Here is a 26231-nt window from a genome sequence, read left to right on the forward strand (position 1 = left end):
AACGAAATCGACGACGTTATTCAATGCCACGAACAATGCCACGTTGAGTGCAAGTCCCCCTCCTCTCTGGCCTGCAAACTCGGGGAGGAGCCGGGGGGTGGAGAGCGTCAGTCAGCGGCGACCCTATGTAAAAAAGGGTAAACAGGCGCACATTATGGCCCGCAGCCATTAGGCTAACGTCTTTTGAGTGTATTGGATATTTCTTGCGCATTTTTTAAGGAGCCGTAATGCAACAACAGATAACCCTTTGGCTGGAGAAGTTTGGGCTGGAATTCAGTGGGGTGATGTCTCTGCTCATGGTGCTGGGATTGATCGTGCTGATCTCGGTGGTGATCCACCTGGTGTTGCATCGCGTCGTATTGGCGGCGATCCAACGTCGTGGTCAACAATCGCAACGGGTATGGCAGCAAGCGCTGACCCAATACAAACTCTTCCAGCGCGTGGCTCTGTTACTACAAGGGGTGATCATTAATGTGCAAGCGGTACTGTGGCTGCACGCAGGCAGCCAGACACAGGCGATTATCGTCACCGCCGCACAAGTCTGGATTATGGGCTTCGCTCTGTTGTCGCTGTTTTCCCTTCTGGATACGCTGTTGGCAATGCTGCGCCAAAGCCCGATCTCAAACCAGTTGCCGTTACGCGGTATTTTTCAGGGGCTAAAGCTGGTCGCCGCCATTTTGATTGGCATCATGATTGTTTCGTTATTGATGGGCAAATCGCCATTGCTGCTGCTCAGCGGCCTGGGGGCGATGACCGCAGTGCTGATGTTGGTGTTTAAAGACCCCATTCTCGGTCTGGTGGCCGGTATTCAGCTTTCCGCCAACGATATGCTGACCATCGGCGACTGGCTGGAAATGCCGAAATACGGCGCTGATGGCGCGGTCACCGACATCGGTCTGACCACGGTAAAAGTACGCAATTGGGACAACACCGTCACGACGATTCCGACTTATGCCCTGATTTCCGACTCCTTTAAAAACTGGCGTTCAATGTCGGAGTCCGGCGGACGCCGCATTAAGCGCAGCATCAATATCGATACCACCAGCGTACATTTCTTGTCGGACGAAGAGCAACAGCGGCTGAACCGCAATCCGCTGCTGCAGCGTTATCTGAACGATAAAACGCAGGAGCTGAGCCAGCATAATCAGCAGATTGCCGTAGATCTCAGTTCTCCACTCAACGGCCGCCGTCTGACCAATCTGGGCACATTACGTGCTTATCTGGTGGCATACCTGCGCGCTCACCCAGGTATCCATCAAAATATGACGCTCATGGTGCGCCAGCTAGCCCCGCAGCCGGAGGGATTGCCGCTGGAGATTTACGCCTTCACCAACACCACGGTCTGGGCGGAATACGAAAGTATTCAATCTGATATTTTTGACCATATTCTGGCGGTGATTAACGAATTCGATCTGCGGGTGCATCAGATGCCAACCGGCAACGACATGCGCAGCCAAATGCGGCAGGCAACAGAGATTTCCTGACGCAGACTGACGTAACTGTTTCTGCCGGTAATGACTATCAACCTATGGGCAACGGATGTCTCAGACCTCTTTTCTTTCGGCATAAAAACAGCGTTAATGCGCTGATTATCGCCCGCTGAAGGAAAAGAGGATTGCAGAAAAAATTACGCCCCCGACTGTTTACCCTACTGGCTGCCCTGATGTTTGTCGGCTGCCTGCACAGCGCCTCACTGGACGAAAGCCGTCTGAGCCGCACTTTGCAACCCGCACTGAGTACCCTGAGCAACAAAATGCAGGATATCCGCGAGATACTGGCACGCACCGCAGGCGATGAGCAGGAAGAACGATTGAATGACAGCAGCCTGCGCATTGAAGCCCGCGCCTCTGGTGACGACGAACCGGAAGATAAGCGATAAAAAAACACCGGCGCCAAGCCTAATGCCGATCGGCTAAGCCCGATTGGCATTTTTTATTCGGTCTCTGTAGGTTCAGTGCAGCCAGAATTGCCGTAAATATCTTATCTTTCTCTGTAGCCACAATGAACGGCAATTGGAAGGGCCGAGGGCGCGGCCCCTATGTCTTCAGTGTGACGTTGCGAGATGAAAGACAGTGGAAATGATGAGATGAGCATTGTGTTGGACGCCCTTGAAGACGTCGAACGCAAGAACAACGCATAGGCGAAACCGCCATGGACGGCGGTTTCAGGCGAGACAGGCAGGGACGCCTGTCGTAGCCGGCCGTGATGCGGCGTGATGAAGTGAGAGCCGTTGGCGCAGCCAACCGTCTGAGTGGGCAAAGGCGCGGGTTGCAAGGGACCGCGCCTTACGGTCCCTTGCTCGGTCGAGGCGTATGAGCGTCATGGTACGCTGCTCGTTTATCGACCGAAAAAAACGCTGAGCCCGCTAAAAAAACACCTTAAGTGACCAGCATTCGGCGCCAGGCCGGTGTCTTTATGTTCAATCCTGCTGTTGCGCCAGCAACGTCAATTTCTTCTGGCGATTAACCTTGAAGTAATAGCCCGCCAGCAGCACCACCACCCATACCAGACCGGCATACAGGGACACGCGGGTCGTTGGGAAGTAACCTATCAGACCGATGATAAACACCAGGAAAATGATCGCCACCACGGAAGTGAACACGCCGCCTCGTAGCGGGAAGGCCAGGTTCTTCACCTGTTCTTTACTCAGGCTACGGCGGAAAGCAATCTGAGAGAACAAGATCATGATCCACACCCAAACGGTAGCGAAGGTTGCCAGTGAGGCGATCACCAGGAACACATTTTCCGGCATGATGTAGTTCAGATACACCGCCAGCAGCAACGCAAACATCATCACCACAACCGTGACCCACGGAATGCCGCGTTTAGAGACCTTGCTGAACATCTTCGGCGCGTGGCCCTGTTCGGCCATGCCGTGCAACATGCGGCCTACACCAAACACATCGCTGTTAATTGCAGATAACGACGCGGTGATCACCACAAAGTTAAGAATACCCGCCGCCACGGTAATACCCATGTGTTGGAAAGTCAGTACAAACGGACTGCCGTTAGTGCCCACCTGATTCCACGGGTAGATCGACATGATGACAAATAACGTACCGACATAGAACACCAGGATACGCCACGGAACCGAGTTGATGGCCTTGGGAATCGAGGTTTTCGGGTCTTTGGCTTCGCCCGCGGTAATGCCGATGATTTCGATACCGCCGTAGGCGAACATCACCAGTTGCAGCGAGAGGATCATCCCCATAAAGCCGTTGCTGAAGAAACCGCCGTTGGACCACAGGTTATGGATCCCGGTCGGTTGCCCACCGTTGCCTATCCCCCAGATAATGATGCCGATACCGGCAGCAATCATGATGATGATGGTGGCCACTTTAAAGAACGAGAACCAAAACTCCAGTTCACCGAAGACCTTCACGCTCATCAGGTTGATGGCGCCGATCACCAGCACCACGCTAAGCACCCAAATCCAATGCGGCACCTCAGGGAACCAAATGCCCATATAGATACCGAAAGCGGTCACATCGGCAATGGCGACAATCAGGATTTCGAAACAGTAGGTCCAGCCCGTGATATACCCCGCCATAGGGCCAAGGTAGTCCTGCGCATAGCGTGAAAACGAACTGGCCTGCGGGTTGTTGACCGACATCTCGCCCAGCGCGCGCATGATAATAAAGGCGACGATACCGCCAATCAGGTAGGCCAGCAAAACGCTCGGGCCTGCCATTTTAATGGCGTCTGCCGAACCGTAGAACAGACCGGTACCGATAGCCGAACCCAGAGCCATAAAGCGAATGTGACGCGTACTGAGACCGCGTTTTAGCTTATTGGCCGCGGGGGCGGCAGGTGACTGTTGTTGCATGAAAATAACCCGTGTTTTTTAAACGTAAAAAAGCCACGGACAAGTCCGTGGCCCAAAATTTAGCCGGGAGATTAGGAGTGCGCGGTCACTTCAGTGCGCGTACAAACCCGGTCATAAATGGCGACCAGCACCAGTATCAACAGAGACGGCGGCAACCATGCCAACCCCTGATCCGCCAGTGGCAAGTGATTCGTCCAATTCGGCAGCAAAGACTGGAAGGTGGACGCTTTCACTGCGTCAAGGATACCAAACAACAGGCTGACTAACATCACCGGCGCGATGATACGCGGCGCGCTGTGCCACCAACGCAGGGTGAAGCTCAGCACCACCAGGACGATACACGGCGGGTAAATCGCGGTCAGCACCGGGATAGAGATCTGAATCAGATGGCTCAGGCCCAGGTTTGAAACCAGCATCGAGAACAGCCCCAGGATAAACACCAGCGTCTTATAGGAGAACGGCAGGTACTGGGCGAAGAACTCGGCACAGGCGCAGGTCAGGCCCACTGCCGTTACCATACAGGCGATGAAAATCAAGGCCGCCAGGAAGAAACTGCCCAACCCACCGAAGGTGTTTTGCACGTAAGCATGCAGAATCACCGCACCGTTGGTGGCATCTGGAACCAGCACGCCGCTACCGGAACCCAGTTTGAACAGGCTCAGGTAAACCAGCGTCAGGCCGACACCGGCGATCAAACCGGCCAGAATGGTATAACGCGTCAGCAGACCGGCATCTTTAACACCACGGGAACGCGCGGCATTAACGATAACGATACCGAATACCAGCGCACCCAGCGTATCCATGGTCAGATAGCCGTTAACGAAACCGGTAGAGAACGGAACGTTCTGATAAACCTCAGTCGCCGGAATTGGCGTACCCGCAGGCCAGGCCAGCGCGGCAATGCCGAGTGCACCCAGCGCAACAATTTTCAGCGGTGCCAACACGTGCCCCACGGTATCGAGCAGACGGCCCGGATACAGGGAAATGCCGATCACCAGTGCGAAATACACCAGGCTATAAATAAACAACGGCATGGCGCCATCACCGGTCAGGGGTGCAATACCCACTTCGAAGGAAACGGTCGCGGTGCGCGGCGTAGCAAACAGTGGGCCGACGGCCAGATAGCAGACCGTTGCCAGCAGCAAACCCGCGCGACGGCCAATTGGCGTGCTCAGGGCGTCAATGCCGCCACCCACACGAGCCAAGGCAATCACGGTCATTACCGGTAGGCCGACAGCGGTAATCAGGAAGCCGATAGCTGCTGTCCAGACGTGTTCACCGGACTGTAAACCGACCATCGGCGGGAAAATGATATTCCCAGCACCGACGAATAAGGCAAAGGTCATAAAACCCAATGCAATAATATCTTTTGACGTTAAACGATGACTCATACGATGTCGTGTTGCCTGTTCAAATGAAAAAAAGTGCCCGATATCGTGGTGGCGTTATGCCCCACCCGGTTGCCGGCTTGCCATTTCATCGCGAGACCAATAAGAGCAGAAAACGCATTTTTTCCGGCGTTTTGTCCTTATTCGAAAGTGACCACTCATGATGATGGGCAGAGTTTTAAGAGTTATAAATGGAGGTTTAGTCCGACAACGAGGCCTAAGTTAAACGTTTATAGCGTTGAAAGGCAAGGCGCATGACAAAAAGCAGAGCTATCGACCAGATAATCTTTAAGCACCAGTCGATCATAGTGGTTATCAATAAATATACAATACATGATTTGTATCATTTTTGAGCAACCATCTCACAAAACGTGAAACCTATAGCCAATGTCCGCGCGAAAACGCCAATAAACACTCAGTTTCCGCGCGGTATGAACGGGTTTCAGCCTTTATCAAAGCCGCCAAAAGAGGCTCATGACGTTTTTGCAGCTTATTCCACTGCGGCTGTCTGCCAACCTTTAACATGCGTGCAAGCCGCTGCAAAACGCGGCGCTTCGCCGCCGCCCGCGCAACGCCAAATCATGATGCGTGTTTCTGGAGCACTTATTTCAAGCCCAATGCCAATCGGGTTTTATGCAGGGTATCGGGGGGCAGCGGCAGATAACCGTCGTGATTAACCAGGTCTTGCCCGGTATCAGACAGTACGCGATCGAGGAAGGCTGCGGTCAGCGGCTCCAACGGCTGGTTGGGCGCTTTATTGATGTAGATATACAGGTAGCGCGACAGCGGGTAACTGCCATTGCGTACATTGGCATCATTGGGAGTGATATAGTTTTCACCAGACTCAGCCAACGGCAGTAGCCGCACACCACTGGCACGAAAACCGATGCTGGCGTAACCAATGCTATTGAGTGAACCGGCAACGGCCTGCACCACCGAGGCAGAACCGGGCAATTCATTGACGCGCGGCATAAAGTCGCCGCCGCACAGCGCACGCAGCTTGAAATAGCCGTAAGTACCGGAGGCAGAATTACGCCCAAAACGTTGCAAGGCTCGCTGCTGCCAATCACCGGTCAGCCCCAGTTCCCCCCAGCGCGTCAACGGTTGGCTTTCACCACAGCGCAGAGTGGCGGAAAAAATTCGGTCAAGCTGCTGCAGGTTAAGCCCACGCAGAGGGTTGTCCTGATGGACCAACACGACCAGCGCATCGACAGCGACCGGTACCGCCAACGGCGCATAACCGTAGCGGTGTTCGAACGCCGAAACCTCTGCCGCCTTCATCGGTCGGCTCATCGGCCCAAGCTGCGCCGCCCCTGCCGCCAATGCGGTGGGGGCAGTAGAGGACCCCGCGGCCTGGATCTGCAAATTAACGTTGGGATAATGCTGACTGAAATCTTGCGCCCACAGCGCCATGAGATTTGCCAGCGTATCGGAACCGACGCTCGACAAATTACCGGACAGCATGCCGTCCGGCTGCGCCAGCGCGCCACGACTCGCCAACAGCACCAGGCAAAGCAGTAGCCCTCGGGTCATTCGGATCATTGAGCCTCTCGCGCGTTAATTTTTCACCGCATTCTCTGATAAAGCTGCGGGAACAATCAACCGGTTAGGCAAGGTAAAAATGAATCGGGTACCCATGCCCTGTTCGCTGAGGATCTCCAGTCGAGCGTCATGATGACTTAATGCATGCTTAACGATCGCCAACCCCAACCCACTGCCGCCAGTCTGGCGTGAACGGGCCTTATCAACGCGGTAAAAACGTTCGGTCAGACGTGGAATATGCTCTGCAGCGATGCCCGGCCCGTTATCACTGACCTGGAACTGCGCGCCGCTTGGCGTTTGTTGCCAGCTCACCTCAATATTGGTGCCCTTTGGCGTGTGATTCACAGCGTTATACACCAGGTTGGATACCGCACTGCGCAACTGGTCGTCGTTGCCAAAAACCTTAAGCTGTTCGTTCACCCGGAAAGTAATCTCATGGTTCCCGCCGCTCAATGACTGCGCTTCGCGTTGCAGCACTCGCAGCATCAACGGAATATCGACCCGCTCGTTCATTTCTACATTTGGCGCGGCTTCAATACGCGACAGTGTCAGCAGCTGCTTGACCAGACCATCCATGCGGCGAGTCTGTTCCTGCATGGTGCCCAACGCTTTGCCCCGCAGCGAACCATCCAGCTCTTCGTCGCTCATCATTTCCAGGTAGCCCTGCAATACCGTCAGCGGAGTGCGCAACTCATGACTGACGTTGGCAAAGAAGTTGCGCCGGGCGCCTTCAAGCTGACGCATTTGGGTCACGTCACGCGCAACCATCAACAGCTGCCCTTCTGAATACGGCATCACGCGAAACTCAACGTAATGCTCATTGTTCAACTGCAGCGTTAACGGTCGAGAGAACTCCTGCTGTTGCAGATAGTGGCTGAATTCCGGATAACGCAGCAGGTTCAGGATGTGTTGGCCGTTATCTTCAGGCCAACGGAAACCCAGCAGATGCTGCGCCAACCCGTTACACCAGAAGATGTTACCTTCAACGGTCGTCATCACCACCGCATCGGGCAGTGACTCTGCGCCGCTGCGGAAACGTTTGATCAATAACGCCAGCTCACGACGTCGGCGACGGTTTCGCTGTTGCATCTGGTATAAGCCGTAAAACAGCGGTTCCCAGCTCCAGCGCCCGGGTGGCGGTGTCATGCTGCGGTCAACCCACAGCCAGTGAGAAAGTTTAAGTTGGTTGTAGAAGTTCCACACCAGCGCAGCCAGCACGGAGGCAAGCAGCAACCAGGGCAGATAACCGAAAATCAGCCCCAGTAATAAGGCAGGTAGGCAGAAAAGGGCCAGCTCCAGGGCCAGCCTCTTCCAGGATAGACGTTCTAACACGGCATATTCTCCAGCGCGGCGCGATCAGTAGCGCGTTGAGAATCGGTAGCCTGTGCCCCGAACGGTTTGAACCATTTTGTCATGACCAGTGGTCTCTAACGCCTTACGGAGTCGGCGGATATGCACGTCAACGGTGCGGTCTTCCACATAAACGTTAGTGCCCCAGACGTGATTAAGCAACTGTTCGCGGCTATAAACTCGCTCAGGGTGGGTCATAAAGAAGTGCAACAGCTTGAACTCGGTCGGCCCCATATCCAGCGCTTGCTCGTTGGCCATCACGCGGTGTGAGGAAGGGTCCAGGCTCAGCCCTTGCATTTCAATCACTTCTTCCACTGCCATGGGTGAAATACGGCGCATTACCGCCTTGATACGTGCCACCAGTTCCTTCGGCGAGAAAGGTTTGGTGATGTAATCATCCGCACCGACTTCCAGACCACGAACCCGGTCTTCTTCTTCACCACGCGCTGTCAGCATCATCACCGGAATATCGCGGGTTAGCGCTTCACGCTTCATATGCTTGATAAACTGAATGCCGGACCCCCCGGGTAACATCCAGTCGAGCAACACTAAATCAGGGAACGGCTCAGACAGGCGTGTCACGGCACTGTCATAATCCTCGGCTTCCAACGGTTGGTAACCATTCTGTTCCAACACAAAGCACACCATCTCACGGATCGGCGCTTCGTCTTCCACCACCAATATGCGTCTTGCCATCGTCAATCCTGCCAATGTGTTAGCTATCTGCGGGCGCCATTATGCGTCAGTTTTATGACACTTTTATGAAAAGAACACCCTGTTATAGGCAGTAAGCATAGCGATTATTTCCAACGTCAAAGAAAAATCATTCAGTTGTCATAATGATTCCGTCACGACAGCCGCCGCGGTGCCCTTTATAATCACCGCCATTAGCTTATCGCCCCGGGAGTGTCATGCGCCTGATCCACACCTCTGACTGGCATCTTGGCCAGTACTTTTTCACCAAAAGCCGTGCCGCCGAGCACCAGGCTTTTCTGCGCTGGCTGATAGACCAAATCGAGCAACATCAGGTGGATGCACTGATCGTCGCCGGGGACCTGTTCGATACCGGTTCGCCACCCAGCTATGCCCGCGAACTGTACAACCGCTTCGTGGTAGAGCTGCAACATACCGGCTGCCAATTAGTGGTGCTGGGAGGTAACCACGATTCCGTGGCAACCTTAAATGAGTCGCGTGAATTGCTTTCTTGCCTGAATACGACGGTGATCGCCAACGCGCAGGCTGAAACCGAACAGCAAATCGTGGTCCTGAACCAACGCGACGGCCAACCGGGCGCCGTGCTGTGCGCCATCCCGTTCTTACGCCCGCGAGATCTGCTTACCAGCCGAGCCGGTGAGTCAGGCGTGCAAAAACAGCAGGCGCTGCAAGAGGCCATCGCAGAACATTACCAGACGCTTTATCACGCCGCCTGTGCACGCCGCGACGCGCTCGGCCTGGCACTGCCTATCGTTGCCACGGGCCACCTGACAACGGTTGGCGTCACCACGTCCGATTCCGTGCGCGATATCTATATCGGCACGCTGGATGCCTTCCCGGCGCAAGCTTTCCCACCGGCCGACTACATCGCCTTGGGGCATATTCACCGTGCGCAGAACGTCGCAAAATCCGAGCACATTCGCTACAGCGGTTCGCCGATCCCACTCAGTTTCGACGAATTGGGCAAAGCAAAAAGCGTGTTCATGGTGGATTTCTCCGCAGGTACTTTGCAACAGGTCAGTACGCTGGACATTCCCAGCTTCCAACCTATGCAGCTTATTAAGGGTGATTTAGCGCAGATCGAGCACCAATTACGGCAGTTCGCCGATTATCAAGGTGAGTTGCCGGTGTGGTTGGATATCGAGGTCGCTACGCAGGATTATCTCAGCGACATTCAGCGCCGTATCCAACTGCTGGCCGATCAACTGCCCGTAGAGGTGGTGTTGCTGCGCCGCAGTAAAGAACAGCGCCGCCAGGCGATTGAACAACAGGACAAAGAAACGCTTAACGAACTGAGCGTCAATGACGTCTTCGAACGTCGTCTGGCGCAAGAACCTGATATGGCCGATGATCGCCGGCAACGCATGAGTCAAATGTTCCAGCAGGTCGTCGAAGCCGTTAGGCACCAAGATCAGGAGCCGAGCCAATGAAAATTCTCAGCCTGAGATTAAAAAATCTCAACTCCCTGCAAGGTGAATGGAAAATCGACTTCACTGCGGAGCCTTTTGCCAGCAATGGGTTGTTTGCCATCACCGGGCCAACCGGGGCAGGTAAAACCACCCTGCTGGACGCCATCTGTCTGGCGCTGTACCACCAGACGCCGCGCCTGAATGTCACACCGAGCCAAAACGAGCTGATGACACGCCATACCGCCGAGTCGCTGGCAGAGGTCGAGTTTGAGGTCAAAGGTGTCGGTTATCGCGCATTCTGGAGCCAGCGCCGCGCCAAAAATGCGCCAGACGGTAACCTGCAGGCTCCTAAAGTCGAATTGGCACTGCGTGAAGATGGCAAGATCCTGGCGGACAAAGTGCGCGACAAACTGGATCTTACCGCCGCAATTACCGGGCTGGATTTCGGGCGCTTCACCAAATCGATGATGCTGTCCCAAGGCCAGTTCGCCGCCTTCCTTAACGCTGATGCCAATGATCGCGCCGAACTGCTGGAAGAGCTAACCGGCACCGAGATCTACGGCCAGCTTTCGGAGCGGGTTTTCGAACAGCACAAACAGGCCAAGGTCGAACTGGACGCGCTGCATCAACGCGCCAGCGGTATTGAACTGCTAAATGATGAACAACGACAGCTGCTGGAAAACCAGTTAGTTGAATTGGCGACACAAGAAAATACCCTCAGCGACCAAACCCGTCAGCAGCAGCAGGCGTTGAACTGGTTGCAATTTTGGCAGCAAACGCAGCAAAAACAACAGGCATATCAGCGCCAACTGGACACGGTGGAGCTAGAGCAAACCGCAGCAGAACCGCAACTACAGCAACTGGCACGCAGCGAACCGGCAGAAAAACTGCGGCCGTTGCTTAACGAACGTAACCGCTGCCGTCACGATCACCAGACGCTACAACAGCAGATTGCCCAGTTGACGCAGCAGCAGGCGCAGCAGCTCGACCAGATGGCACCGTTGCAACAGGCTGTGGAACAAGCCCGTGTGCAACTACAGGCACATGTTGAACACCAGCAGGAACAACAGCGGTTGATCGACGATCACGTCGTCCCGCTCGATAACCGGATTGCCCAGTTACAGAAAACGCAGACCGAACTGCAACAGATGTGCGATAGCGCCGCACAGCAGTATGCCCAGCAAAAAACGGCGCTGGAACAACTCGAGGTTCAGCGAACCCAGTTGACCGCACAGGCCGGTCAGCATCAGGAAAAGCTTAACGCCCTCACCGCCGCGCTGACGGCGCAGCAGCAACAGCAACATGCGCTGGAAGCCCAGTCGCCCCTGGCAGCACTGCGTCAACGTCAGGCTGAGCTGGCCGAGTTACGCCCGGTGCGCCAGCAGTTATTCACCCTCTCCTCGCTGTTTAGTCAGGTCAGAGAACGTCTGGAGCAACAACGTAAAGAGTTTGCCGCCCGTCAGACGCAGCTCAGCGAACATGAAAAACAGCTCGAAGAGACGCGACAGCAATATAAACAACAAAAAGCACACCAGTCGGACGTGGAAAAAACCCTCGAACTGGAACAGCGCATTGTCAGCCTGGAAGCCGAACGCGCCCGCCTGCAAACCGGCGAACCCTGTCCACTCTGTGGCTCTTGTAATCACCCGGCCATTGAGCAGTATCAGACGGTAAAACCTTCCGAGACCGCATTGCGCCTGGCAGAGATGCGCATCAAAACTGAGGCCTTGTACACCCTGGGTACTGAACTGCGTACCCGTTGCGAAAGCCTGAAAGAACAACAACAGCGCCAACAGCAACTCATCGCACAAGATGAGCAGCACGTTGTTGAGCACCAGCAAAACTGGCAACGCTTGACCGCGCCGCTGGCATTTGACTTTACCCTTCAGGACAGCGATCGCCTGTGCCAGTGGCTAACCACCTGCGACAACGAAGAGCGTCAGGGTCAGGCCGCTCTGTTGCAACACGAACAAGCGTCGCACGCAGTGCAGCAGGCCAAAGACCAGTTAGCCGCACTGCAAACACAGCAGCAACAGGCACAGCAAGACAAGGCGCGGCTGGACGAGCGTTTCATTCTGCTGGAGAAAAGCCTCGCAGAAGCCCTGTTACAACAGCAGCGCCTGCAGCAACAGTGGCAGGACGGTGAACAAGCTCTGGGCGAGCAACGTGCACAGCGGCTTGCCCTGTTTGGTGAACGGCAAATCGCGCAGGAGCGCGAACAGTTGCGCGCCAAACAAGGGCTTTGCGAACAGGCCAGTCAACAAGCCGCCGAGCACTGGCAGAAAGCGCAGGAGCAACGCGATCGTCTGAGCGGCCAACTTGCTGGATTACAGCAACAGCTGTTGCAACAAAACGAACGGCTTCAACAGGCGGAACAAGACTGGCTGCAGGCGCTAGCCACCAGTGAATTCAGTGATGAGGCCGCGTTCAATGCCGCTCTGCTTGATGATGCCCAACGCCAACAGTTGCAACACCGCAAAGAGCAATTACAACAGCGACACGTTGAAGCCCGTGCACTGCTGGCACAGGCTGTTGAAAGCCTGCAACAGCACCAACAACAGCGTCCGCAAGGGTTGGATGAGACCCAGGCCGATCCCCAAATCCTGAGCCAGAGCCTGGAAACGCTGGCACAACGGTTAAAAACCTTGCAGCTGCAACAGGGTGAAGTGCGTAATCAGTTAGACAGTGACGCAGCGCGCCGAATCAATCAACAGTCACTGTTTGAACACATCAGCCAGAGCCAGCAGCAGTACGACGATTGGAGCTATCTCAATCAGTTAATCGGCTCCAAAGAGGGCGACAAATTCCGTAAGTTTGCTCAGGGGTTAACCCTTGATCACCTGGTGTATTTGGCCAATAACCAGCTTGGCCGACTGCACGGACGCTATTTGCTGCAACGTAAAGCCAGCGACGCACTGGAACTGCTGGTGGTGGATACCTGGCAGGCAGACGCGCTGCGCGATACCCGCACCCTGTCCGGCGGTGAAAGTTTCCTGGTGAGTCTGGCGCTGGCACTGGCGCTATCCGATCTCGTCAGCCACAAAACCAGTATCGATTCGCTCTTCCTCGACGAAGGCTTTGGCACGCTGGATGCAGAAACCCTCGATACCGCGTTGGACGCCTTGGACAGCCTGAATGCCTCGGGGAAAACCATTGGCGTGATCAGTCACGTTGAGGCAATGAAAGACCGTATTCCGGTGCAAATTAAGGTGAAAAAGGTCAACGGCCTCGGCGTCAGTAGACTGGAGCCACAGTTCCGGCTGGAATAGCCTGACTGGGCTGAGAAATGTGACCGCGGTGGCACTCCCTGGCGAAAAGCGTTGAGCCGCCGCGGACAAGGGTTATGATACTACCGATAACAGGATTGCTACTGTAGATATACAGGCAAAACCTGACGCACGGGATCGCTCCCGGGCGTCAGGTTTTTTCGTTTTCAGCGCGCTGAAACATCCGGGAAGAACCATGAAGATCGCTAAAATACTCAATAATAACGTGGTGATTACGCTGGACGACCGTCAGGAAGAGACGGTGGTGATGGGCAAAGGTATTGGCTTTAAAAAGAAGGCGGGGGATCTGCTGGACGAAGAGCTGATCGAGAAGATCTTTACGCTGAACGGCAGCGAAATGGCCGAGCGTTTTAAAACGCTGTTGTCTGAAATCCCACTGGCTTGCGTCACCACCGCCGACAAAATCATCACCCTCGCCCGCCAGCGCCTGCCAGGTAAGCTGCACAACATCGTCTACATCACGCTGACCGATCACATCCACTTTGCGTTGCAGCGCCATGCGCAGGGGCTGGACATTAAAAACGTGCTGCTGTGGGAAATCAAAAAACTCTACCCGGCCGAGTTTGCCGTCGGGCTTGAGGCGTTGGCGCTGATCGCCCAGCGGCTGGGCACCGCCCTGCCGGAAGATGAAGCCGGATTTATCGCCCTGCACCTGGTCAACGCACAGCTGAATGATGAAATGCATAACACCCTGCACATCACCCGCGTGATGCAGGAGATTTTGAACATCGTCAAATACCACTTCCGCTTTGACTATAACGAAGAAGCTCTGAGTTATCATCGCTTTGTTACCCACCTCAAGTTCTTCGCCCAACGCCTGCTGGGGAAAAACTACGTCGACAGCGACGACGATTCGCTCTATCTGGTGGTGAAAGAGAAATACCCTGAGTCCTTCGCCTGCGCGGGGAAAATTAATCAGCACATAGAAAAGAACTACCAACACCAGTTAACCAGCGAAGAGATGATGTTTTTGACTATTCACATCGAGCGGGTACGCAGCGAAAGCGAGACGAAAGAGGGTTAGCGTCGGGCGTCAAATACCCTGATGCCATATCTTGGAAAAACGGCATCGGCGGAAATCAGTGTTAACCCTTCCGCCTGCGCCTGGGCGATCAGCATGCGGTCAAAAGGATCGTTGTGATGCGGTGGCAACTGGCCCGCCTGCTGGCCGTGAAAAGCCGTCATTGGGAGCGACAGGAAATCTTCGGCATCAATCACCTCGAAAATGTCCTCCGGCAGCACCAACTTACCCAACGCCTGCTTAATCGACATTTCCCAAATGCTGGCCGCACTGATAAACACCCTATTGCCGGGATCGGCGATCTGCTTTCTTGCCCCTTCCCCCAGGCTGGCATCGTCTATCAGCCACCACAGCAGTGCATGAGTATCCAGCAGCAGGCGCCTCATTCATCGCCCTCAAACAGCGCGGTAATGTCTGCATCGCCGTCATTGAAATTCTCCGGCACGGTAAATTTGCCCTTGGCGGCACCGGGTTGGCGGTTTTTCCCCTTGATAGCCGTCAACTGAACATATGGCTTCCCTGCTTTCGCTATAATCACGGTCTCTCCCTGTGCGGCTTTATCCGCCAGTTGGCTCAGGTTAGATTTGGCTTCGTGCATATTGGCCTGGATAGGCATACGCGACCTCCTTAGCTAAGTTAGCTAAAGCATAAAGGAGAGTCTAGTTTTTGTACAGAGAATTGATTAAAGCGCGAGCAGGCCCGCGCTTTTTTGCAACGATTACAGCTGTGGCCACAGCCAGGCTGCACCACGCACGCCGCTGGAATCACCGTGGACGGCTTTGCGGATCGGGGTTTCGCACTCGCCGCCGAAAACCCAGGACTTCACCAGCTGTGGTACGTGCTGATACAAACGATCCACATTGCTCATGCCGCCGCCCAATACCACCACGTCCGGATCAAAAATATTGATCACGTGCGCCAGCGATTTCGCCAACCGCAGTTCATAACGGCTGATGGCTTGCTCTGCCAAGGCATCGCCTTGTGCCACCAAGGACATGATCTCATGCCCTTTGAGCGGGGTGCCGCTCAAGCGTGCATAGTCAGTGGCAAAACCCGTGCCGGAAATAAAGGTCTCGATACAGCCTTGTTTGCCACAGTAACAGGGGACCTCAGCACGAAAACGCAGTTCGTCACTATCCAGCCACGGCAGCGGATTATGCCCCCATTCGCCCGATATGCCGTTACCGCCCGAGTGCGCCTGTCCGTTGATTGCCACCCCAGCACCACAGCCGGTGCCAATAATGACGGCAAACACCGTTTGTTTGCCGGCGGCTGCGCCATCGGTAGCTTCAGAAACCGCCAGACAGTTAGCATCGTTTGCAATACGCACTTCGCGCGCCAGCATTCGTGATAAATCTTTATCCAGGGGTTGCCCATTCAGCCACACCGAATTGGCATTTTTTACCAGGCCGGTAAAAGGCGACAATGTGCCGGGAATGCCGACACCGACGGAGCCCTGTTGGCCGGTATTCTCTTCCGCCAGCATCACCAGGCCGGTAATGGCATTCAGCGTTTGCTGATAGTCATGACGCGGCGTGGCAATACGATGACGGAACAGCTCCTGCCCGTCATTGGCCAACGCGATTACTTCAATTTTGGTGCCACCCAGGTCGATACCAATGCGCACGATTTTTCTCCTCAATGCACCACAACGTTGCCACAGCCTAATATATTCAGTTGCCAGGATCACTCAATGACCGCCGAGTGTGACGGTGATGGCAATTTCCACATCCGAACACGTCCGTCTGCCGCTTATTAATTGGTCATCGGGTACACTGCATTTAAGCAGTTAACCTATTGATAACATTTTCCGCATAATATAATCCGGAGAGCAGCGATGAAACCTGCCGTATTGATCGTCGATGACGATCCCGCTATCTGTGACGTACTTTGCGACGTGCTCAATGAGCACGTGTTTACCGTCCACGCCTGCCACCGGGGCAGTGAAGCGCTCACCTTGATCAACCAGCAGCCGGATATTGCACTGGTGCTGCTCGATATGATCCTGCCGGATACCAATGGCTTGCTGGTACTACAGCAGATCCATCGCCTGCGCCCGGATCTACCGGTAGTGATGCTGACGGGGCTGGGTTCCGAGTCCGACGTGGTGGTCGGTCTGGAAATGGGCGCCGACGATTACATCGCCAAACCCTTCAACCCACGCGTGGTCGTTGCCCGCGCCAAAGCCGTATTACGTCGTACCGGCGCACTGGCGCTGGAGCCGGCCCTGCTCTCCTCGAGTAAGCCCGAAGGCTGGCAGTTCAACGGCTGGTGCCTGGACACAAGCCGCTGCACATTGCATAACCCCCAGCGACAACCGGTTGACCTCACCCAGGGCGAATACGGCTTGCTGCTGGCGTTGGTACAACATGCACGTAAAGTGCTAACCCGCGATCGCCTGCTGGAACTGACCCATAGCGAAACGCTGGAGGTGTTCGATCGCACTATCGACGTTTTGATCATGCGTTTACGACGTAAGATCGAAAACAATCCACATCAGCCCGAACTGATCCGCACCATTCGTGGGCTGGGTTATGTTTTTGCTGCTGACGTCAGCCAGCCTGTGGCTGCCGTCTGATGTAATCCAACAATTCCGGCAATGGCCGTGCGCCATCGATCGCGTTGGCGCACAAGAGATTGAAACGCGCGCAGGCATGCGCTAGCTGCAACGTCTCCTTCAAAGACCCGTTTTCATGGCTGGCGTACAGCACTCCGGCACAGAAGGCATCCCCAGCACCCACGCTGCCAACAATCTCGGCGTCACTCACTGGCCATGACGGCTGCCAACGTGCTTCGCCCGACGTTTCCAGCCCGTAGGCACCTTCAGGGCAGTGGATCACCACCCGCCGCCGCACACCGGCCCGTAATAATTGTTCTGCGGCTTGGGCCATCAAGGGCTGTTGCAACGCGCCGTCGGCCGCACGCAGCGCCAGCCCGGTAAACTCCCCAGCTTCTAACTCGTTGATCACCAGGTAATCCAGCCAGCGCAGCGCGGGCAGCACCAATGGCCGATAACGCGGATCCCCTTGGCGTGACACCAGATCGAGTGAGGTTTGATACCCGCGTTGCTGCATCTGTGCCAAAAGACGTGCGCTACGCGTACCGAATTCTTCATCCGGGCGATCCAGGCTGTCGAGCAGCAACAAATAGCCTAAATGGAAAATTTTATGTTGGCTGTACAGTCCGTCAAAATCGGCCAGATCCAGCAGCCGATTGGCGCCGAGCGCATGGAAAAACGTCCGCTGCCCACCCGGTTCAGTCATCACTTGTGACATGGACGTCATCGCCGCTTCACTGCGCCGTACAAAACTGCTGTCGACCCGGTGCTGCGCCAGCATCTGCAAAATGTAGTCACCGTCGGCGTCGCAACCAATCAGCCCAAGCGCAGCCAGCGGTAAACCGGTTTCCATACGCGCCAGCGTCAACAACACATTAAGCGGCGCGCCGCCGGTGGCACGCTGGCTGTGTTCAATCTCCACCAGCCAGCCCGGCTGTGGCCAGTGGGCAATTTGATGCACATGATCCACCAGCATGTTGCCTGCCGAAAAAATACCGCGGCGGATCATCACAGGCGCCCGGCGCTGCCGAAAATATGCATTTGCTGCTGCACCACTTCAGCGATCGACTGTTCCACCGCCAGCAGCACTTCAGCAAACTCATCGTAAATCGCGTGACGTTGCGTTATCCGCTGCTCAACCGCCCCCAGCGCTGCTTGTGACATACCCGTGTAGAAATTAATTTTGTGAATCCCCAGGCCAATCGCACGTTTGAAATCGGCATCGCTGATGCCAGAACCGCCGTGCAGCACCAACGGAATTCCCGCCTGATGCTCAATAGCCGCCAGCCGCTCAAAATCGAGCTTTGGCTCACCTTTGTATTTGCCGTGCGCATTGCCAATCGCCACCGCCAACGCATCAATTCCGGTCAATTCGACAAATTCACGCGCCCGCTGCGGATCGGTAAATTTATTGCTGTCGGCTTCGCCGTACAGCGCACCGCCTTCGTCACCGCCGACCGCGCCCAGCTCTGCCTCTACAGAAACGCCGACCGCATGGCACATGCGTACCACTTCTTGCGTCTGACGCACGTTCTCTTCGTAACTCAAACCGGAACCGTCAAACATCACAGAGCTGAATCCCAGCCGCAGTGCCTGCACCACCGCGTCGAAATGCAGGCCGTGATCGAGATTCAACACCACGGGAATATCATGCTGTGCCACTTCACTTTTAATCGCCGCCACCAGAGATTCCAGCGAGACATATTTAAAGTGCACTTCTGCAATATTAATAATGAAGGGCGACCGTGCCGCCTGCGCTGCTGCAAACAGGGCCCGCAGGAAGTGGCTGTCGAGCACGTTGAACGCACCTAACGCATAACCCTGCTGACGCGCATGTGCCAGCCCCTGAGCCAATGAAATCAATGCCATGCTGGTTCTCCTTAATCGATAAAGCGCAAATAGTCGTTACACAACAACCACTGCGGCGGCTGATCTTCTTGGATCTGGCTAAAGCGCTTGAGCGGTGTCAGGAAACGGTTGTCATTGTCGTCATCGTTCACCGTGGACACTTCACCGACCAGCACGTCGCCAAAGCCCTCCTCCCCCCAAAAACTGTGGTAGATACCTGGCGTCAGGCAAATGCTTTCTCCGGGTGCCAGCCGCAGCCGCGAACCGGCAGCGTGGGTCTGTTTGCAACCGTCCAGCGTGACGGTCACGGCGCTATCGGCCAGCGCTTCCTGCGAGTCGGCATTGTGTAACTCCACGATCAGGTTGCCTCCACCACGGTTGATGATGTCTTCCCGCTTACGCCAGTGAAAATGCATCGGCGTTACCTGCGCTTCGCGGCAATGCATGATCTTTTCCGCATAGCCTTTGGCATAAGGCTGCCCGCCGGGTGAACCATTGCGCAGGGTAAACAACGTCAGTCCCTGACGGGCAAAATCATCGCCGCCGAACGCCGTAACATCCCAACCCAGCTTCAGGTCGAACACCTCTTGCCACGGCTGGCGATCAAGCTGCCGCCAAACGGGTGGGCTGAAATGGGCAAAAGGGGGTAACTGAACGTCAAAACGGGCAAAAAAGTGCTGGGTTTGCTGCAGAATATGATTCACGGCGGAACGGTTCATGGTGCCTCCGGAAGCGCTTAAGGAATGGGGGGCCCGATCTGGCAGGCCCCGTAAATCTACCCAAAATCATTCAAGATGCGTCTAGCCGGCAACTGAGTGAATCCCGATGAGCTTACTCAGGTAAGTGATTCGGGTTAACAAAGGCAGCCAACAAAGAGGCAGCTTGAAGGATAAGGGTATAACGGTTATTTCACCGTCCAGCCTTTGTAGCTGCCAATATTGTTTTTATCGATCATGGTGACCGGGATCAGCACCGGACCGGTCGGTGCAGGTTTGCCCTGCAGGATTTGATAACCGATCTCGACCGCTTTGGCCGCCATAACCTGGGGATCCTGTGCAGGCGTCGCCACAAACAGTGAATTGCCGCGTTTAAGCGCTTCCTCGCCGTCCGGCGATCCGTCTACGCCAACGATGAAGAATTCGCTACGTTGTGCTTGTTTCGCCGCCAGATCGGCACCGATCGCTGTCGGATCGTTAATCGCAAAGACACCGTCAATCTTCGGATTGGCCGCCAGCAACGCGGTCATGATCTCCAGCCCGCCTTCACGGCTGCCTTTCGCGTTCTGGTTATAAGACAGCAACTTGATCTCTGGGTGTTTCTTCAGCTCGGTCATGCAGCCTTCCACCCGGTTTTGGACGGCAGATACCGGTGGCCCATTGATGATCACCACGTTGCCTTTCTCTTTCAGACGGTCGCTGATGTATTTACATGCCATGGCACCGGCCTGAGTGTTGTCCGAGGTAATGGTGGCATCGGCACCTTCGGCCGCCACGTCAACCGCCACCACCACGATACCGGCATCCTTGGCGCGTTTGACGGCTGGGCCAATGCCCTTGGAATCCGCAGCGTTCAGGATGATCATATCGACCTTGGCAGCGATAAAGTTATCAATCTGCGCCACCTGCTGACCAAGATCGTAACCGCTCGACACCAGCGTGACGTTTACCTTGTCACCGGCCAGCTCACGCGCCTTCAGCTCAGCCCCCTTGGTGATCTGCACAAAGAACGGGTTGGCCAAATCCCCTACCGTCACCCCAATCGATTTCAACTCTTTTGCCTGCACCAACGACGCACTGCCGAGCGCAGCGGTAACCAGTAAAGCGGTAATCAATGGCTTGAAACGCATAGTGTTTTCCTCATTATTTTCTAATCTATGAAAAACCTGCCCCGGTGGGCGCTAACCAACTGATTTCTCTCACTCACTCAAACTTGCTCTAGGGTTTTCAAGCTGCAGCCAGCACGGCTGTCGCTTGAAAGACAACGGGTATTAGTGTTGATAATTACGGGTGCGGTATTTATCGATCAGTACCGCGATGATGATGACGGCCCCTTTGATCACTAATTGCCAGAAGTAAGAGACCCCCATCAGCGTCATGCCGTTGTTGAGGGTAGCGATAATCAGCGCCCCCACCAGCGTGCCGGTAATGGTGCCAATGCCGCCGACAAAGCTGGTACCGCCGAGGATCACCGCAGCAATCGCATCCAGCTCATAGCCCATACCGAGATTGCCGTTGGCGCTGTAAAGCCGTGAGGCACTCATTATCCCCCCCAGCCCTGACAGCAAACCGCTCATACCGTAGACGAACAGCAGCACCGCACCCACCTTGATCCCGGTCAGACGCGCCGCCTGGATGTTGCCGCCCACGGCATAGATATGTACGCCCAGCGTGGTGCGGCGCAGGATAAACCAGCACAGCGCAATGACGGCAAAAGCGATGATCACCAGCCAAGGGATCGGCCCCAGATAAGCATTGCCGATCCATTCAAAACTGATATTGGAGTTGATAATGGTGGTACCGTCTGCCAGCAGATAAGCGGCACCACGCAGTGCGGTATAGGTCCCGAGCGTGACGATAAACGGCGGCAAACCGGCGTAGGCCACCAAGAAACCGTTAAACAACCCCATGCCCAAGCCGGCCAGAAGCGCCAGCGGAATTGACATTCCGGCGAAGCCCGGCATCAATGAGACGGCCATTGCCACCACTGCCGTGGTGCCCAGCATCGAACCGACCGAGAGATCGATACCGCCGGTCAGGATGATAAAGGTCATGCCCGCCGCCAATACGATGTTAATTGATGCCTGCCGGGCGATATTCAGTAGGTTGGCATCAGTGAAAAAGTTTGGCGCAACAAAACCGAAAACGGCGACGATCAAGATCAATATCGGCAAGATACCGACGGTTTGCATCATATCGCCCAGCAATGCCCGTTTTAGCGTAGGGTTCTTTGCACCTGGCGGCAGCGAATTTGATGTCATGGCAGGCTCCTTGAGCGTGGGGATAGAATTATTCATGCGGTTGTCACCTGCGGCTGAGGGGAGTCGACGCCGGTTGCCAGCGCCATAATATTTTCCTGGCTGATATCACCGCCGTTCAGTTCCCCAACGATGCTGCCTTCGTGCATCACGTAGACCCGGTCGCTCATACCGACCACTTCAGGCAGTTCACTGGAGATCATCAGGATCGCCACACCCTGCTGTGCCATCTGGCTCATGATGCGGTAAATTTCGCTTTTGGCACCGACGTCAACGCCGCGCGTCGGTTCGTCGAGGATCAGAATGCGCGGGCCGATCGCCACCCAGCGTGAAATCAGCAGCTTTTGCTGGTTGCCGCCGGACAGCCCACCGGCACGTACCTGGGCATGCGGCACGCGGATATTCAACAAGCTGATAGCGTCACTGGAAATACGCTGTGCCTTGCGGCGATTGAGCAGGCCATAGCGGCCGTCACGTTCCAGTGTCGCCATGACGATATTTTCATGCGCAGCCAGATCGAGGAATAACCCCTGCTCTTTGCGGTTTTCCGTAAGAAAACCGATACCCAGGGCAATGGCATCGCGCGGTGAATGGATATTGGCCAACGTGCCGTCAATCTCCACCGTGCCACCACTGGCCTTGCGCACGCCAAATATCAGCTGAGCCAGTTCGGATCGCCCGGCGCCTACCAACCCGGCAAGGCCAACAATTTCACCGGCGCGCACTTGCAGGCTGACGGGTTTCACCTTCTTGCCATCGGTCAGGCCGTGCAGCGTCAGGCGTGGTTCGCCTACCGCAATGCCCGGTTCCTTATTGAACAAATCACTTAATGGGCGGCCCACCATCATGCGCACCAATTCGCTGGCGGACAGTTTGTCGCGCATCAGGCTACCGACATATTGGCCGTCGCGCAGGACACTGACGCGGTCCGACAGTTCATACACTTCCGCCATGCGATGGCTGATGTAAATAATCGCCATGCCCTCATCACGCAGGCGCTTGATCAGCTCGAACAATCGCTGCGTCTCACGTGAAGAAAGCGCCGCCGTCGGCTCATCCATAACCAGGATACGGCTGTTGCGATGCAGCGCACGGGCAATTTCTACCTGTTGCTGCTCGGCGATGGTTAATTTCATCACCCGATCGCCGGCGCTGAACTGAGCCCCCAAACGATCGATCACCTTCTGCGCGTCCAGCAACATCTGTCCGCGTTTTACCAGGCCACCGCGCTGGATCTCGCTGCCCAGAAATATGTTCTCTGCCACCGTCAAGTTCGGTGCAAGGTTCATTTCCTGATAAATCAGCGTGATGCCTGCTGCCAGGGCATCTTTTGGCCCTTTAATGGCGAACGGCTGCCCATCGATAAAAATTTCCCCGCTGCTGGCGATATAAGCGCCGGCCAATATTTTCATTAAGGTACTTTTACCTGCACCGTTTTCCCCCATCAACGCGTGAATTTCCCCGCGATATACCGTCAGATTGACGCCTTTAAGCGCATAAAACTGACCAAAACGCTTGGCGATGTTGTGCATTTCCAGAATCGGGATCGCGCTCATCGTCATACCTCAGGTTAGGGTTCGGATTGAGAGCAGTTAACCACGCATAAATAAATGCAAAATGTCAGCGTCCATTCATCTTTGTCATATTGTTAATGGAACGGGGATCTATACTGCGAACAGTCAGTTACGGGAGATACGATGCGCAGATTGCCTTTCCTTGCCGGTGCTCGTGGGCGCTTGCTGATGTTCAACCTGCTGGTTGTGGCGGTGACGCTCATGGTCAGTGGGGTGGCAATCGTCGGTTTTAACCATGCGGGCAAGCTGCAGGAACAGGTGCAGGCGCAGACGCTGAAAGAGATGAACGGCAGTATGGCGTTGAGCCGGGACACGTCAAACGTGGCGACCGCCGCGATTCGGCTTTCGCAAGTGGTTGGCGCGCTGGAGTACCAAAGCGAATCCGCTCGACTGAAACAGACTCAGCTGGCGCTACAGGCTTCACTCAGTCGGTTGGCAGAAGCCCCCCTGGCACACAGTGAACCGGCCCTGGTCAAACGCATCATCAGCCGCAGTAACGCGTTGGAAACCAGTGTAACCCGCATGCTGGATCTCGGCCACGCGCGGCATTTACAACGCAATATTCTTCTCAGCGGTCTGTATCAGTCACAAAGCACGCTGCGGCATATCGCCAGCCTTAACCAGCGCCATAACTTGAACCAACCTTCGCAGCCGCTTCTGAGCCAAATTGATCGGCTGCTGGCCATTGCCATTCAAACCCCAACGCCCAAGGCAGCAGCCCAACAGCTCGATAGCGTGATGGCCTACTGGCCGCAAAACAGCCCAGATGCGTTGGTGGATGAGAAAATGCGGCAATTTCGGGACAATGAACAACGGTTGCTGCCTGAAACACTGGAGTTGGAGCAAAGCGATCTCGCCCTGGCCTATTACACCTACCATATCAAAGCGTTAGTCGCGATGCTCAACGATGATATCAATCTTTACGTACAGAAAGTGGCGGACGAATCGGAGCTACGTACCCACCAAACGCACCATGAACTCAGTTCCATCAGCGTATTTATCGGCCTGTTTGCGCTGCTGGCGCTGGTGATTACCGGTTTCGCCGGGTTGTATATCTACCGCAACCTCGGCTCGAACCTGACCGCAATTGCTAACGCCATGACGCGGTTGGCACGGGGTGAGCGCGATGTCAGCGTACCCGCGCTGCAACGCCGCGATGAATTGGGCGAACTGGCACGCGCATTCAACGTTTTTGCACGTAATACCGCCTCACTCGAACAGACTTCCCGCCTGTTGAAAGAGAAAAGCACTCAGTTGGAAACCACGTTTCTGGCGATGCGCGACGGCTTCGCACTCTTTGATAACGACGGTCAATTGGTCGTGTGGAACCCGCAATATCCTCTCCTGTTGGGATTAAACGAACACCAATTACACCGGGGACAACACTACCGCGAGCTGCTGCAACACGTGACACCTCCGGCCGGCCAGCGTTGGGATGCGGTGTTGGCCAACCTCTCCAGCGAACTGCCGCAACCGCAGGAGCTAAGGCTGAGCGATGGGCGCACCGTCGAGCTGCGTTTTAGCCCAGTACCAAACCGTGGCGTGGTCAACGTGGTGCTGGAGCGTACCGAGCGTAAAGCGTTGGAAGAAGCACTGTTGCACAGTCAAAAAATGAAGGCAGTCGGCCAACTCACCGGCGGATTGGCGCATGATTTTAATAACCTGTTGGCGGTAATTATCGGCAGTTTGGAGCTGACGACCCAGCAGACACAGGACGCACAGACTGAGCAACGCATCGCTCGCGCACTGAAGGCTGCCGAACGCGGGGCACAGCTCACCCAGCGACTGCTGGCGTTCTCTCGTAAACAGGCACTGCACCCGCAGGCCATCACGCTTCACCTGCTGGTGGAAAATCTGCAGGAGTTGCTACGTCATTCACTGCCCACGACGCTGTCCCTGGTCATTGAGTCTCAGCATCCTGGCTGGCCGGCGTGGGTTGATGCTAACCAGTTAGAAAATGCGCTGATCAATCTGGTGGTCAACGCCCGCGACGCCATGGAGGGCCGCAGCGGCATAGTGAAGATCCGGACCTACAACCAACGCGTGGTGCGCAGCGGCGGCAAGAAACAGGACATGGTGACGCTAGAGGTGATCGACACCGGCTGTGGCATGTCGGAAGAGGTCAAAGCGCAGGTGTTCGAACCCTTCTTCACCACCAAGGCCGTGGGCAGCGGCAGTGGACTGGGGCTGTCGATGGTATACGGGTTTGTTCGCCAGTCAGGTGGCCGGGTACAGATTGAAACCACTCCGGGCCAAGGGACACTGGTGCGCTTGCAGTTGCCACGAGCGCCCACGCCAGCACTGATAGACGCACCGGCCCTGCCAACCGAGGAAGATAACGACAGCGGCAACCTGGTACTGGTATTGGAAGATGAAAACGACGTGCGCCATACGTTGTGTGAACATCTACACCAGCTCGGCTACCTGACGCTGGACTGTGCGGACAGCCATGAAGCACTGGCGCTGTTACGTCAGACGTCGGATATCGGCGTACTGATAAGCGACCTGATGTTACCGGGCGAGCTGGACGGCGCACAGGTGATTGGGCTGGCGCGAGAGATTAATCCGCGCATCACGGCCTTGTTGATCAGCGGTCAGGATATACGTCGAAACCACGAAGACACGCTGCCTAATGTGGAATTGCTGCGCAAGCCTTTCAGCCAGCGTCAGCTGGCGATGGCGTTGCAACGGGCACGTCGTTCAAACGCGGTCGACGACGCAATTGAGAGGGAATGAGGCGA

General features: G+C 55.4%; 21 protein-coding genes. 7 read left to right on the top strand and 14 right to left on the bottom strand.

Annotation, left to right across the window (positions count from 1 at the left end):
* Nucleotides 1-227: 227 nt before the first annotated feature.
* Together ACI2J2_RS12880 and ACI2J2_RS12885 are read left to right on the top strand one after the other, a co-directional pair.
* Nucleotides 228-1484: a mechanosensitive ion channel family protein gene (locus tag ACI2J2_RS12880; RefSeq protein ID WP_404760179.1), complete on the top strand. Its 1257-nt coding sequence runs from the start codon at nucleotides 228-230 to the stop codon at nucleotides 1482-1484.
* A 131-nt stretch (nucleotides 1485-1615) separates the two neighbouring features.
* Nucleotides 1616-1879: a hypothetical protein gene (locus ACI2J2_RS12885; RefSeq protein ID WP_404760180.1), complete on the top strand. Its 264-nt coding sequence runs from the start codon at nucleotides 1616-1618 to the stop codon at nucleotides 1877-1879.
* Between the two features lie 540 nt (nucleotides 1880-2419).
* On the opposite strand, the gene proY is transcribed toward ACI2J2_RS12885, so the two are convergent.
* The 5 genes from proY to phoB all read right to left on the bottom strand — a co-directional run bounded on the left by proY (nucleotide 2420) and on the right by phoB (nucleotide 8802).
* Entirely contained in the window at nucleotides 2420-3826 is a 1407-nt protein-coding gene (proY, locus tag ACI2J2_RS12890; RefSeq protein ID WP_209636597.1) for a proline-specific permease ProY, read from the bottom strand.
* Nucleotides 3827-3897: 71 nt separating this feature from the next.
* The gene (gene brnQ, locus ACI2J2_RS12895; RefSeq protein ID WP_209636599.1) at nucleotides 3898-5217 is read right to left on the bottom strand and encodes a branched-chain amino acid transport system II carrier protein; all 1320 of its coding nucleotides are present in this window, start codon (nucleotides 5215-5217) and stop codon (nucleotides 3898-3900) included.
* Between the two features lie 600 nt (nucleotides 5218-5817).
* On the bottom strand, nucleotides 5818-6756 hold the full coding sequence (locus ACI2J2_RS12900; protein WP_404760181.1) for a PstS family phosphate ABC transporter substrate-binding protein: 939 nt from the start codon (nucleotides 6754-6756) through the stop codon (nucleotides 5818-5820).
* Between the two features lie 15 nt (nucleotides 6757-6771).
* The gene (gene phoR, locus ACI2J2_RS12905) at nucleotides 6772-8088 is read right to left on the bottom strand and encodes a phosphate regulon sensor histidine kinase PhoR (protein WP_209636604.1); all 1317 of its coding nucleotides are present in this window, start codon (nucleotides 8086-8088) and stop codon (nucleotides 6772-6774) included.
* Nucleotides 8089-8112: 24 nt separating this feature from the next.
* Nucleotides 8113-8802 carry a phosphate response regulator transcription factor PhoB gene (phoB, locus tag ACI2J2_RS12910; RefSeq protein ID WP_004949222.1) on the bottom strand — a complete coding sequence of 230 codons (690 nt, stop codon included), beginning with the start codon at nucleotides 8800-8802 and terminating at the stop codon, nucleotides 8113-8115.
* A 215-nt stretch (nucleotides 8803-9017) separates the two neighbouring features.
* Here phoB and sbcD point away from each other — a divergent pair, with 215 nt between their 5' ends.
* The 3 genes from sbcD (at nucleotide 9018) to licT (ending at nucleotide 14540) form a co-directional block, all read left to right on the top strand.
* The gene (gene sbcD / locus ACI2J2_RS12915; RefSeq protein WP_404760182.1) at nucleotides 9018-10250 is read left to right on the top strand and encodes an exonuclease subunit SbcD; all 1233 of its coding nucleotides are present in this window, start codon (nucleotides 9018-9020) and stop codon (nucleotides 10248-10250) included.
* A complete protein-coding gene (sbcC, locus tag ACI2J2_RS12920; RefSeq protein ID WP_404760183.1) occupies nucleotides 10247-13498 on the top strand; it encodes an exonuclease subunit SbcC in 3252 nt (1083 codons plus the stop codon). Before sbcD ends, sbcC begins: the two co-directional genes overlap by 4 nt.
* Before the next feature lie 193 nt (nucleotides 13499-13691).
* Nucleotides 13692-14540: a BglG family transcription antiterminator LicT gene (gene licT / locus ACI2J2_RS12925; RefSeq protein WP_209636611.1), complete on the top strand. Its 849-nt coding sequence runs from the start codon at nucleotides 13692-13694 to the stop codon at nucleotides 14538-14540.
* On the opposite strand, the gene ACI2J2_RS12930 is transcribed toward licT, so the two are convergent.
* The 3 genes from ACI2J2_RS12930 to mak form a co-directional block, all read right to left on the bottom strand.
* On the bottom strand, nucleotides 14537-14923 hold the full coding sequence (locus ACI2J2_RS12930) for a type II toxin-antitoxin system VapC family toxin (RefSeq protein WP_265554654.1): 387 nt from the start codon (nucleotides 14921-14923) through the stop codon (nucleotides 14537-14539). The genes licT and ACI2J2_RS12930 overlap by 4 nt on opposite strands.
* A complete protein-coding gene (locus tag ACI2J2_RS12935) occupies nucleotides 14920-15153 on the bottom strand; it encodes a type II toxin-antitoxin system Phd/YefM family antitoxin (RefSeq protein WP_209636615.1) in 234 nt (77 codons plus the stop codon). Before ACI2J2_RS12935 ends, ACI2J2_RS12930 begins: the two co-directional genes overlap by 4 nt.
* A gap of 102 nt (nucleotides 15154-15255) precedes the next feature.
* A complete protein-coding gene (gene mak, locus ACI2J2_RS12940) occupies nucleotides 15256-16164 on the bottom strand; it encodes a fructokinase (protein ID WP_404760184.1) in 909 nt (302 codons plus the stop codon).
* A gap of 210 nt (nucleotides 16165-16374) precedes the next feature.
* Between mak and ACI2J2_RS12945 the strand changes: the two genes are divergently transcribed.
* On the top strand, nucleotides 16375-17115 hold the full coding sequence (locus ACI2J2_RS12945; RefSeq protein ID WP_209636619.1) for a response regulator: 741 nt from the start codon (nucleotides 16375-16377) through the stop codon (nucleotides 17113-17115).
* Here the strand turns inward: ACI2J2_RS12945 and ACI2J2_RS12950 are convergent.
* The 6 genes from ACI2J2_RS12950 to ACI2J2_RS12975 form a co-directional block, all read right to left on the bottom strand.
* On the bottom strand, nucleotides 17090-18103 hold the full coding sequence (locus ACI2J2_RS12950) for a carbohydrate kinase family protein (protein ID WP_404760185.1): 1014 nt from the start codon (nucleotides 18101-18103) through the stop codon (nucleotides 17090-17092). The two genes, ACI2J2_RS12945 and ACI2J2_RS12950, sit on opposite strands and share 26 nt — an antisense overlap.
* The gene (locus ACI2J2_RS12955) at nucleotides 18103-18963 is read right to left on the bottom strand and encodes a ketose 1,6-bisphosphate aldolase (RefSeq protein ID WP_209636623.1); all 861 of its coding nucleotides are present in this window, start codon (nucleotides 18961-18963) and stop codon (nucleotides 18103-18105) included. Before ACI2J2_RS12955 ends, ACI2J2_RS12950 begins: the two co-directional genes overlap by 1 nt.
* An 11-nt stretch (nucleotides 18964-18974) precedes the next feature.
* Complete coding sequence (locus tag ACI2J2_RS12960) at nucleotides 18975-19661, bottom strand: D-lyxose/D-mannose family sugar isomerase (RefSeq protein ID WP_209636625.1); 687 nt, start codon at nucleotides 19659-19661, stop codon at nucleotides 18975-18977.
* Nucleotides 19662-19846: 185 nt separating this feature from the next.
* Nucleotides 19847-20788, bottom strand: a complete 942-nt coding sequence (locus ACI2J2_RS12965; RefSeq protein WP_265554668.1) for an ABC transporter substrate-binding protein — start codon at nucleotides 20786-20788, stop codon at nucleotides 19847-19849.
* A 141-nt stretch (nucleotides 20789-20929) separates the two neighbouring features.
* Nucleotides 20930-21919 carry an ABC transporter permease subunit gene (locus tag ACI2J2_RS12970; RefSeq protein ID WP_209636630.1) on the bottom strand — a complete coding sequence of 330 codons (990 nt, stop codon included), beginning with the start codon at nucleotides 21917-21919 and terminating at the stop codon, nucleotides 20930-20932.
* A gap of 32 nt (nucleotides 21920-21951) precedes the next feature.
* The gene (locus tag ACI2J2_RS12975) at nucleotides 21952-23472 is read right to left on the bottom strand and encodes a sugar ABC transporter ATP-binding protein (RefSeq protein ID WP_209636632.1); all 1521 of its coding nucleotides are present in this window, start codon (nucleotides 23470-23472) and stop codon (nucleotides 21952-21954) included.
* A 141-nt stretch (nucleotides 23473-23613) separates the two neighbouring features.
* Here ACI2J2_RS12975 and ACI2J2_RS12980 point away from each other — a divergent pair, with 141 nt between their 5' ends.
* A complete protein-coding gene (locus ACI2J2_RS12980) occupies nucleotides 23614-26226 on the top strand; it encodes an ATP-binding protein (protein ID WP_404760186.1) in 2613 nt (870 codons plus the stop codon).
* The last annotated feature ends 5 nt before the right edge of the window (nucleotides 26227-26231 follow it).

Origin of the sequence: Serratia sp. NPDC087055, assembly GCF_044900985.1 — a bacterium.
In the GTDB taxonomy this organism is placed as follows: Bacteria; Pseudomonadota; Gammaproteobacteria; order Enterobacterales; family Enterobacteriaceae; genus Serratia.

What these genes read in the sequence shown, in the direction of transcription:
- licT (WP_209636611.1), top strand. Translation starts at nt 13,692, where the DNA reads ATGAAGATCGCTAAAATACTCAATAATAACGTGGTGATTACGCTGGAC.
- ACI2J2_RS12945 (WP_209636619.1), top strand. Translation starts at nt 16,375, where the DNA reads ATGAAACCTGCCGTATTGATCGTCGATGACGATCCCGCTATCTGTGAC.
- ACI2J2_RS12965 (WP_265554668.1), bottom strand. Translation starts at nt 20,788, where the DNA reads ATGCGTTTCAAGCCATTGATTACCGCTTTACTGGTTACCGCTGCGCTC.
- ACI2J2_RS12900 (WP_404760181.1), bottom strand. Translation starts at nt 6,756, where the DNA reads ATGATCCGAATGACCCGAGGGCTACTGCTTTGCCTGGTGCTGTTGGCG.
- phoB (WP_004949222.1), bottom strand. Translation starts at nt 8,802, where the DNA reads ATGGCAAGACGCATATTGGTGGTGGAAGACGAAGCGCCGATCCGTGAG.
- sbcC (WP_404760183.1), top strand. Translation starts at nt 10,247, where the DNA reads ATGAAAATTCTCAGCCTGAGATTAAAAAATCTCAACTCCCTGCAAGGT.
- proY (WP_209636597.1), bottom strand. Translation starts at nt 3,826, where the DNA reads ATGCAACAACAGTCACCTGCCGCCCCCGCGGCCAATAAGCTAAAACGC.
- ACI2J2_RS12950 (WP_404760185.1), bottom strand. Translation starts at nt 18,103, where the DNA reads ATGATCCGCCGCGGTATTTTTTCGGCAGGCAACATGCTGGTGGATCAT.
- ACI2J2_RS12935 (WP_209636615.1), bottom strand. Translation starts at nt 15,153, where the DNA reads ATGCCTATCCAGGCCAATATGCACGAAGCCAAATCTAACCTGAGCCAA.
- ACI2J2_RS12930 (WP_265554654.1), bottom strand. Translation starts at nt 14,923, where the DNA reads ATGAGGCGCCTGCTGCTGGATACTCATGCACTGCTGTGGTGGCTGATA.
- ACI2J2_RS12980 (WP_404760186.1), top strand. Translation starts at nt 23,614, where the DNA reads ATGCGCAGATTGCCTTTCCTTGCCGGTGCTCGTGGGCGCTTGCTGATG.
- ACI2J2_RS12970 (WP_209636630.1), bottom strand. Translation starts at nt 21,919, where the DNA reads ATGACATCAAATTCGCTGCCGCCAGGTGCAAAGAACCCTACGCTAAAA.
- ACI2J2_RS12955 (WP_209636623.1), bottom strand. Translation starts at nt 18,963, where the DNA reads ATGGCATTGATTTCATTGGCTCAGGGGCTGGCACATGCGCGTCAGCAG.
- ACI2J2_RS12975 (WP_209636632.1), bottom strand. Translation starts at nt 23,472, where the DNA reads ATGAGCGCGATCCCGATTCTGGAAATGCACAACATCGCCAAGCGTTTT.
- ACI2J2_RS12880 (WP_404760179.1), top strand. Translation starts at nt 228, where the DNA reads ATGCAACAACAGATAACCCTTTGGCTGGAGAAGTTTGGGCTGGAATTC.
- sbcD (WP_404760182.1), top strand. Translation starts at nt 9,018, where the DNA reads ATGCGCCTGATCCACACCTCTGACTGGCATCTTGGCCAGTACTTTTTC.
- ACI2J2_RS12960 (WP_209636625.1), bottom strand. Translation starts at nt 19,661, where the DNA reads ATGAACCGTTCCGCCGTGAATCATATTCTGCAGCAAACCCAGCACTTT.
- brnQ (WP_209636599.1), bottom strand. Translation starts at nt 5,217, where the DNA reads ATGAGTCATCGTTTAACGTCAAAAGATATTATTGCATTGGGTTTTATG.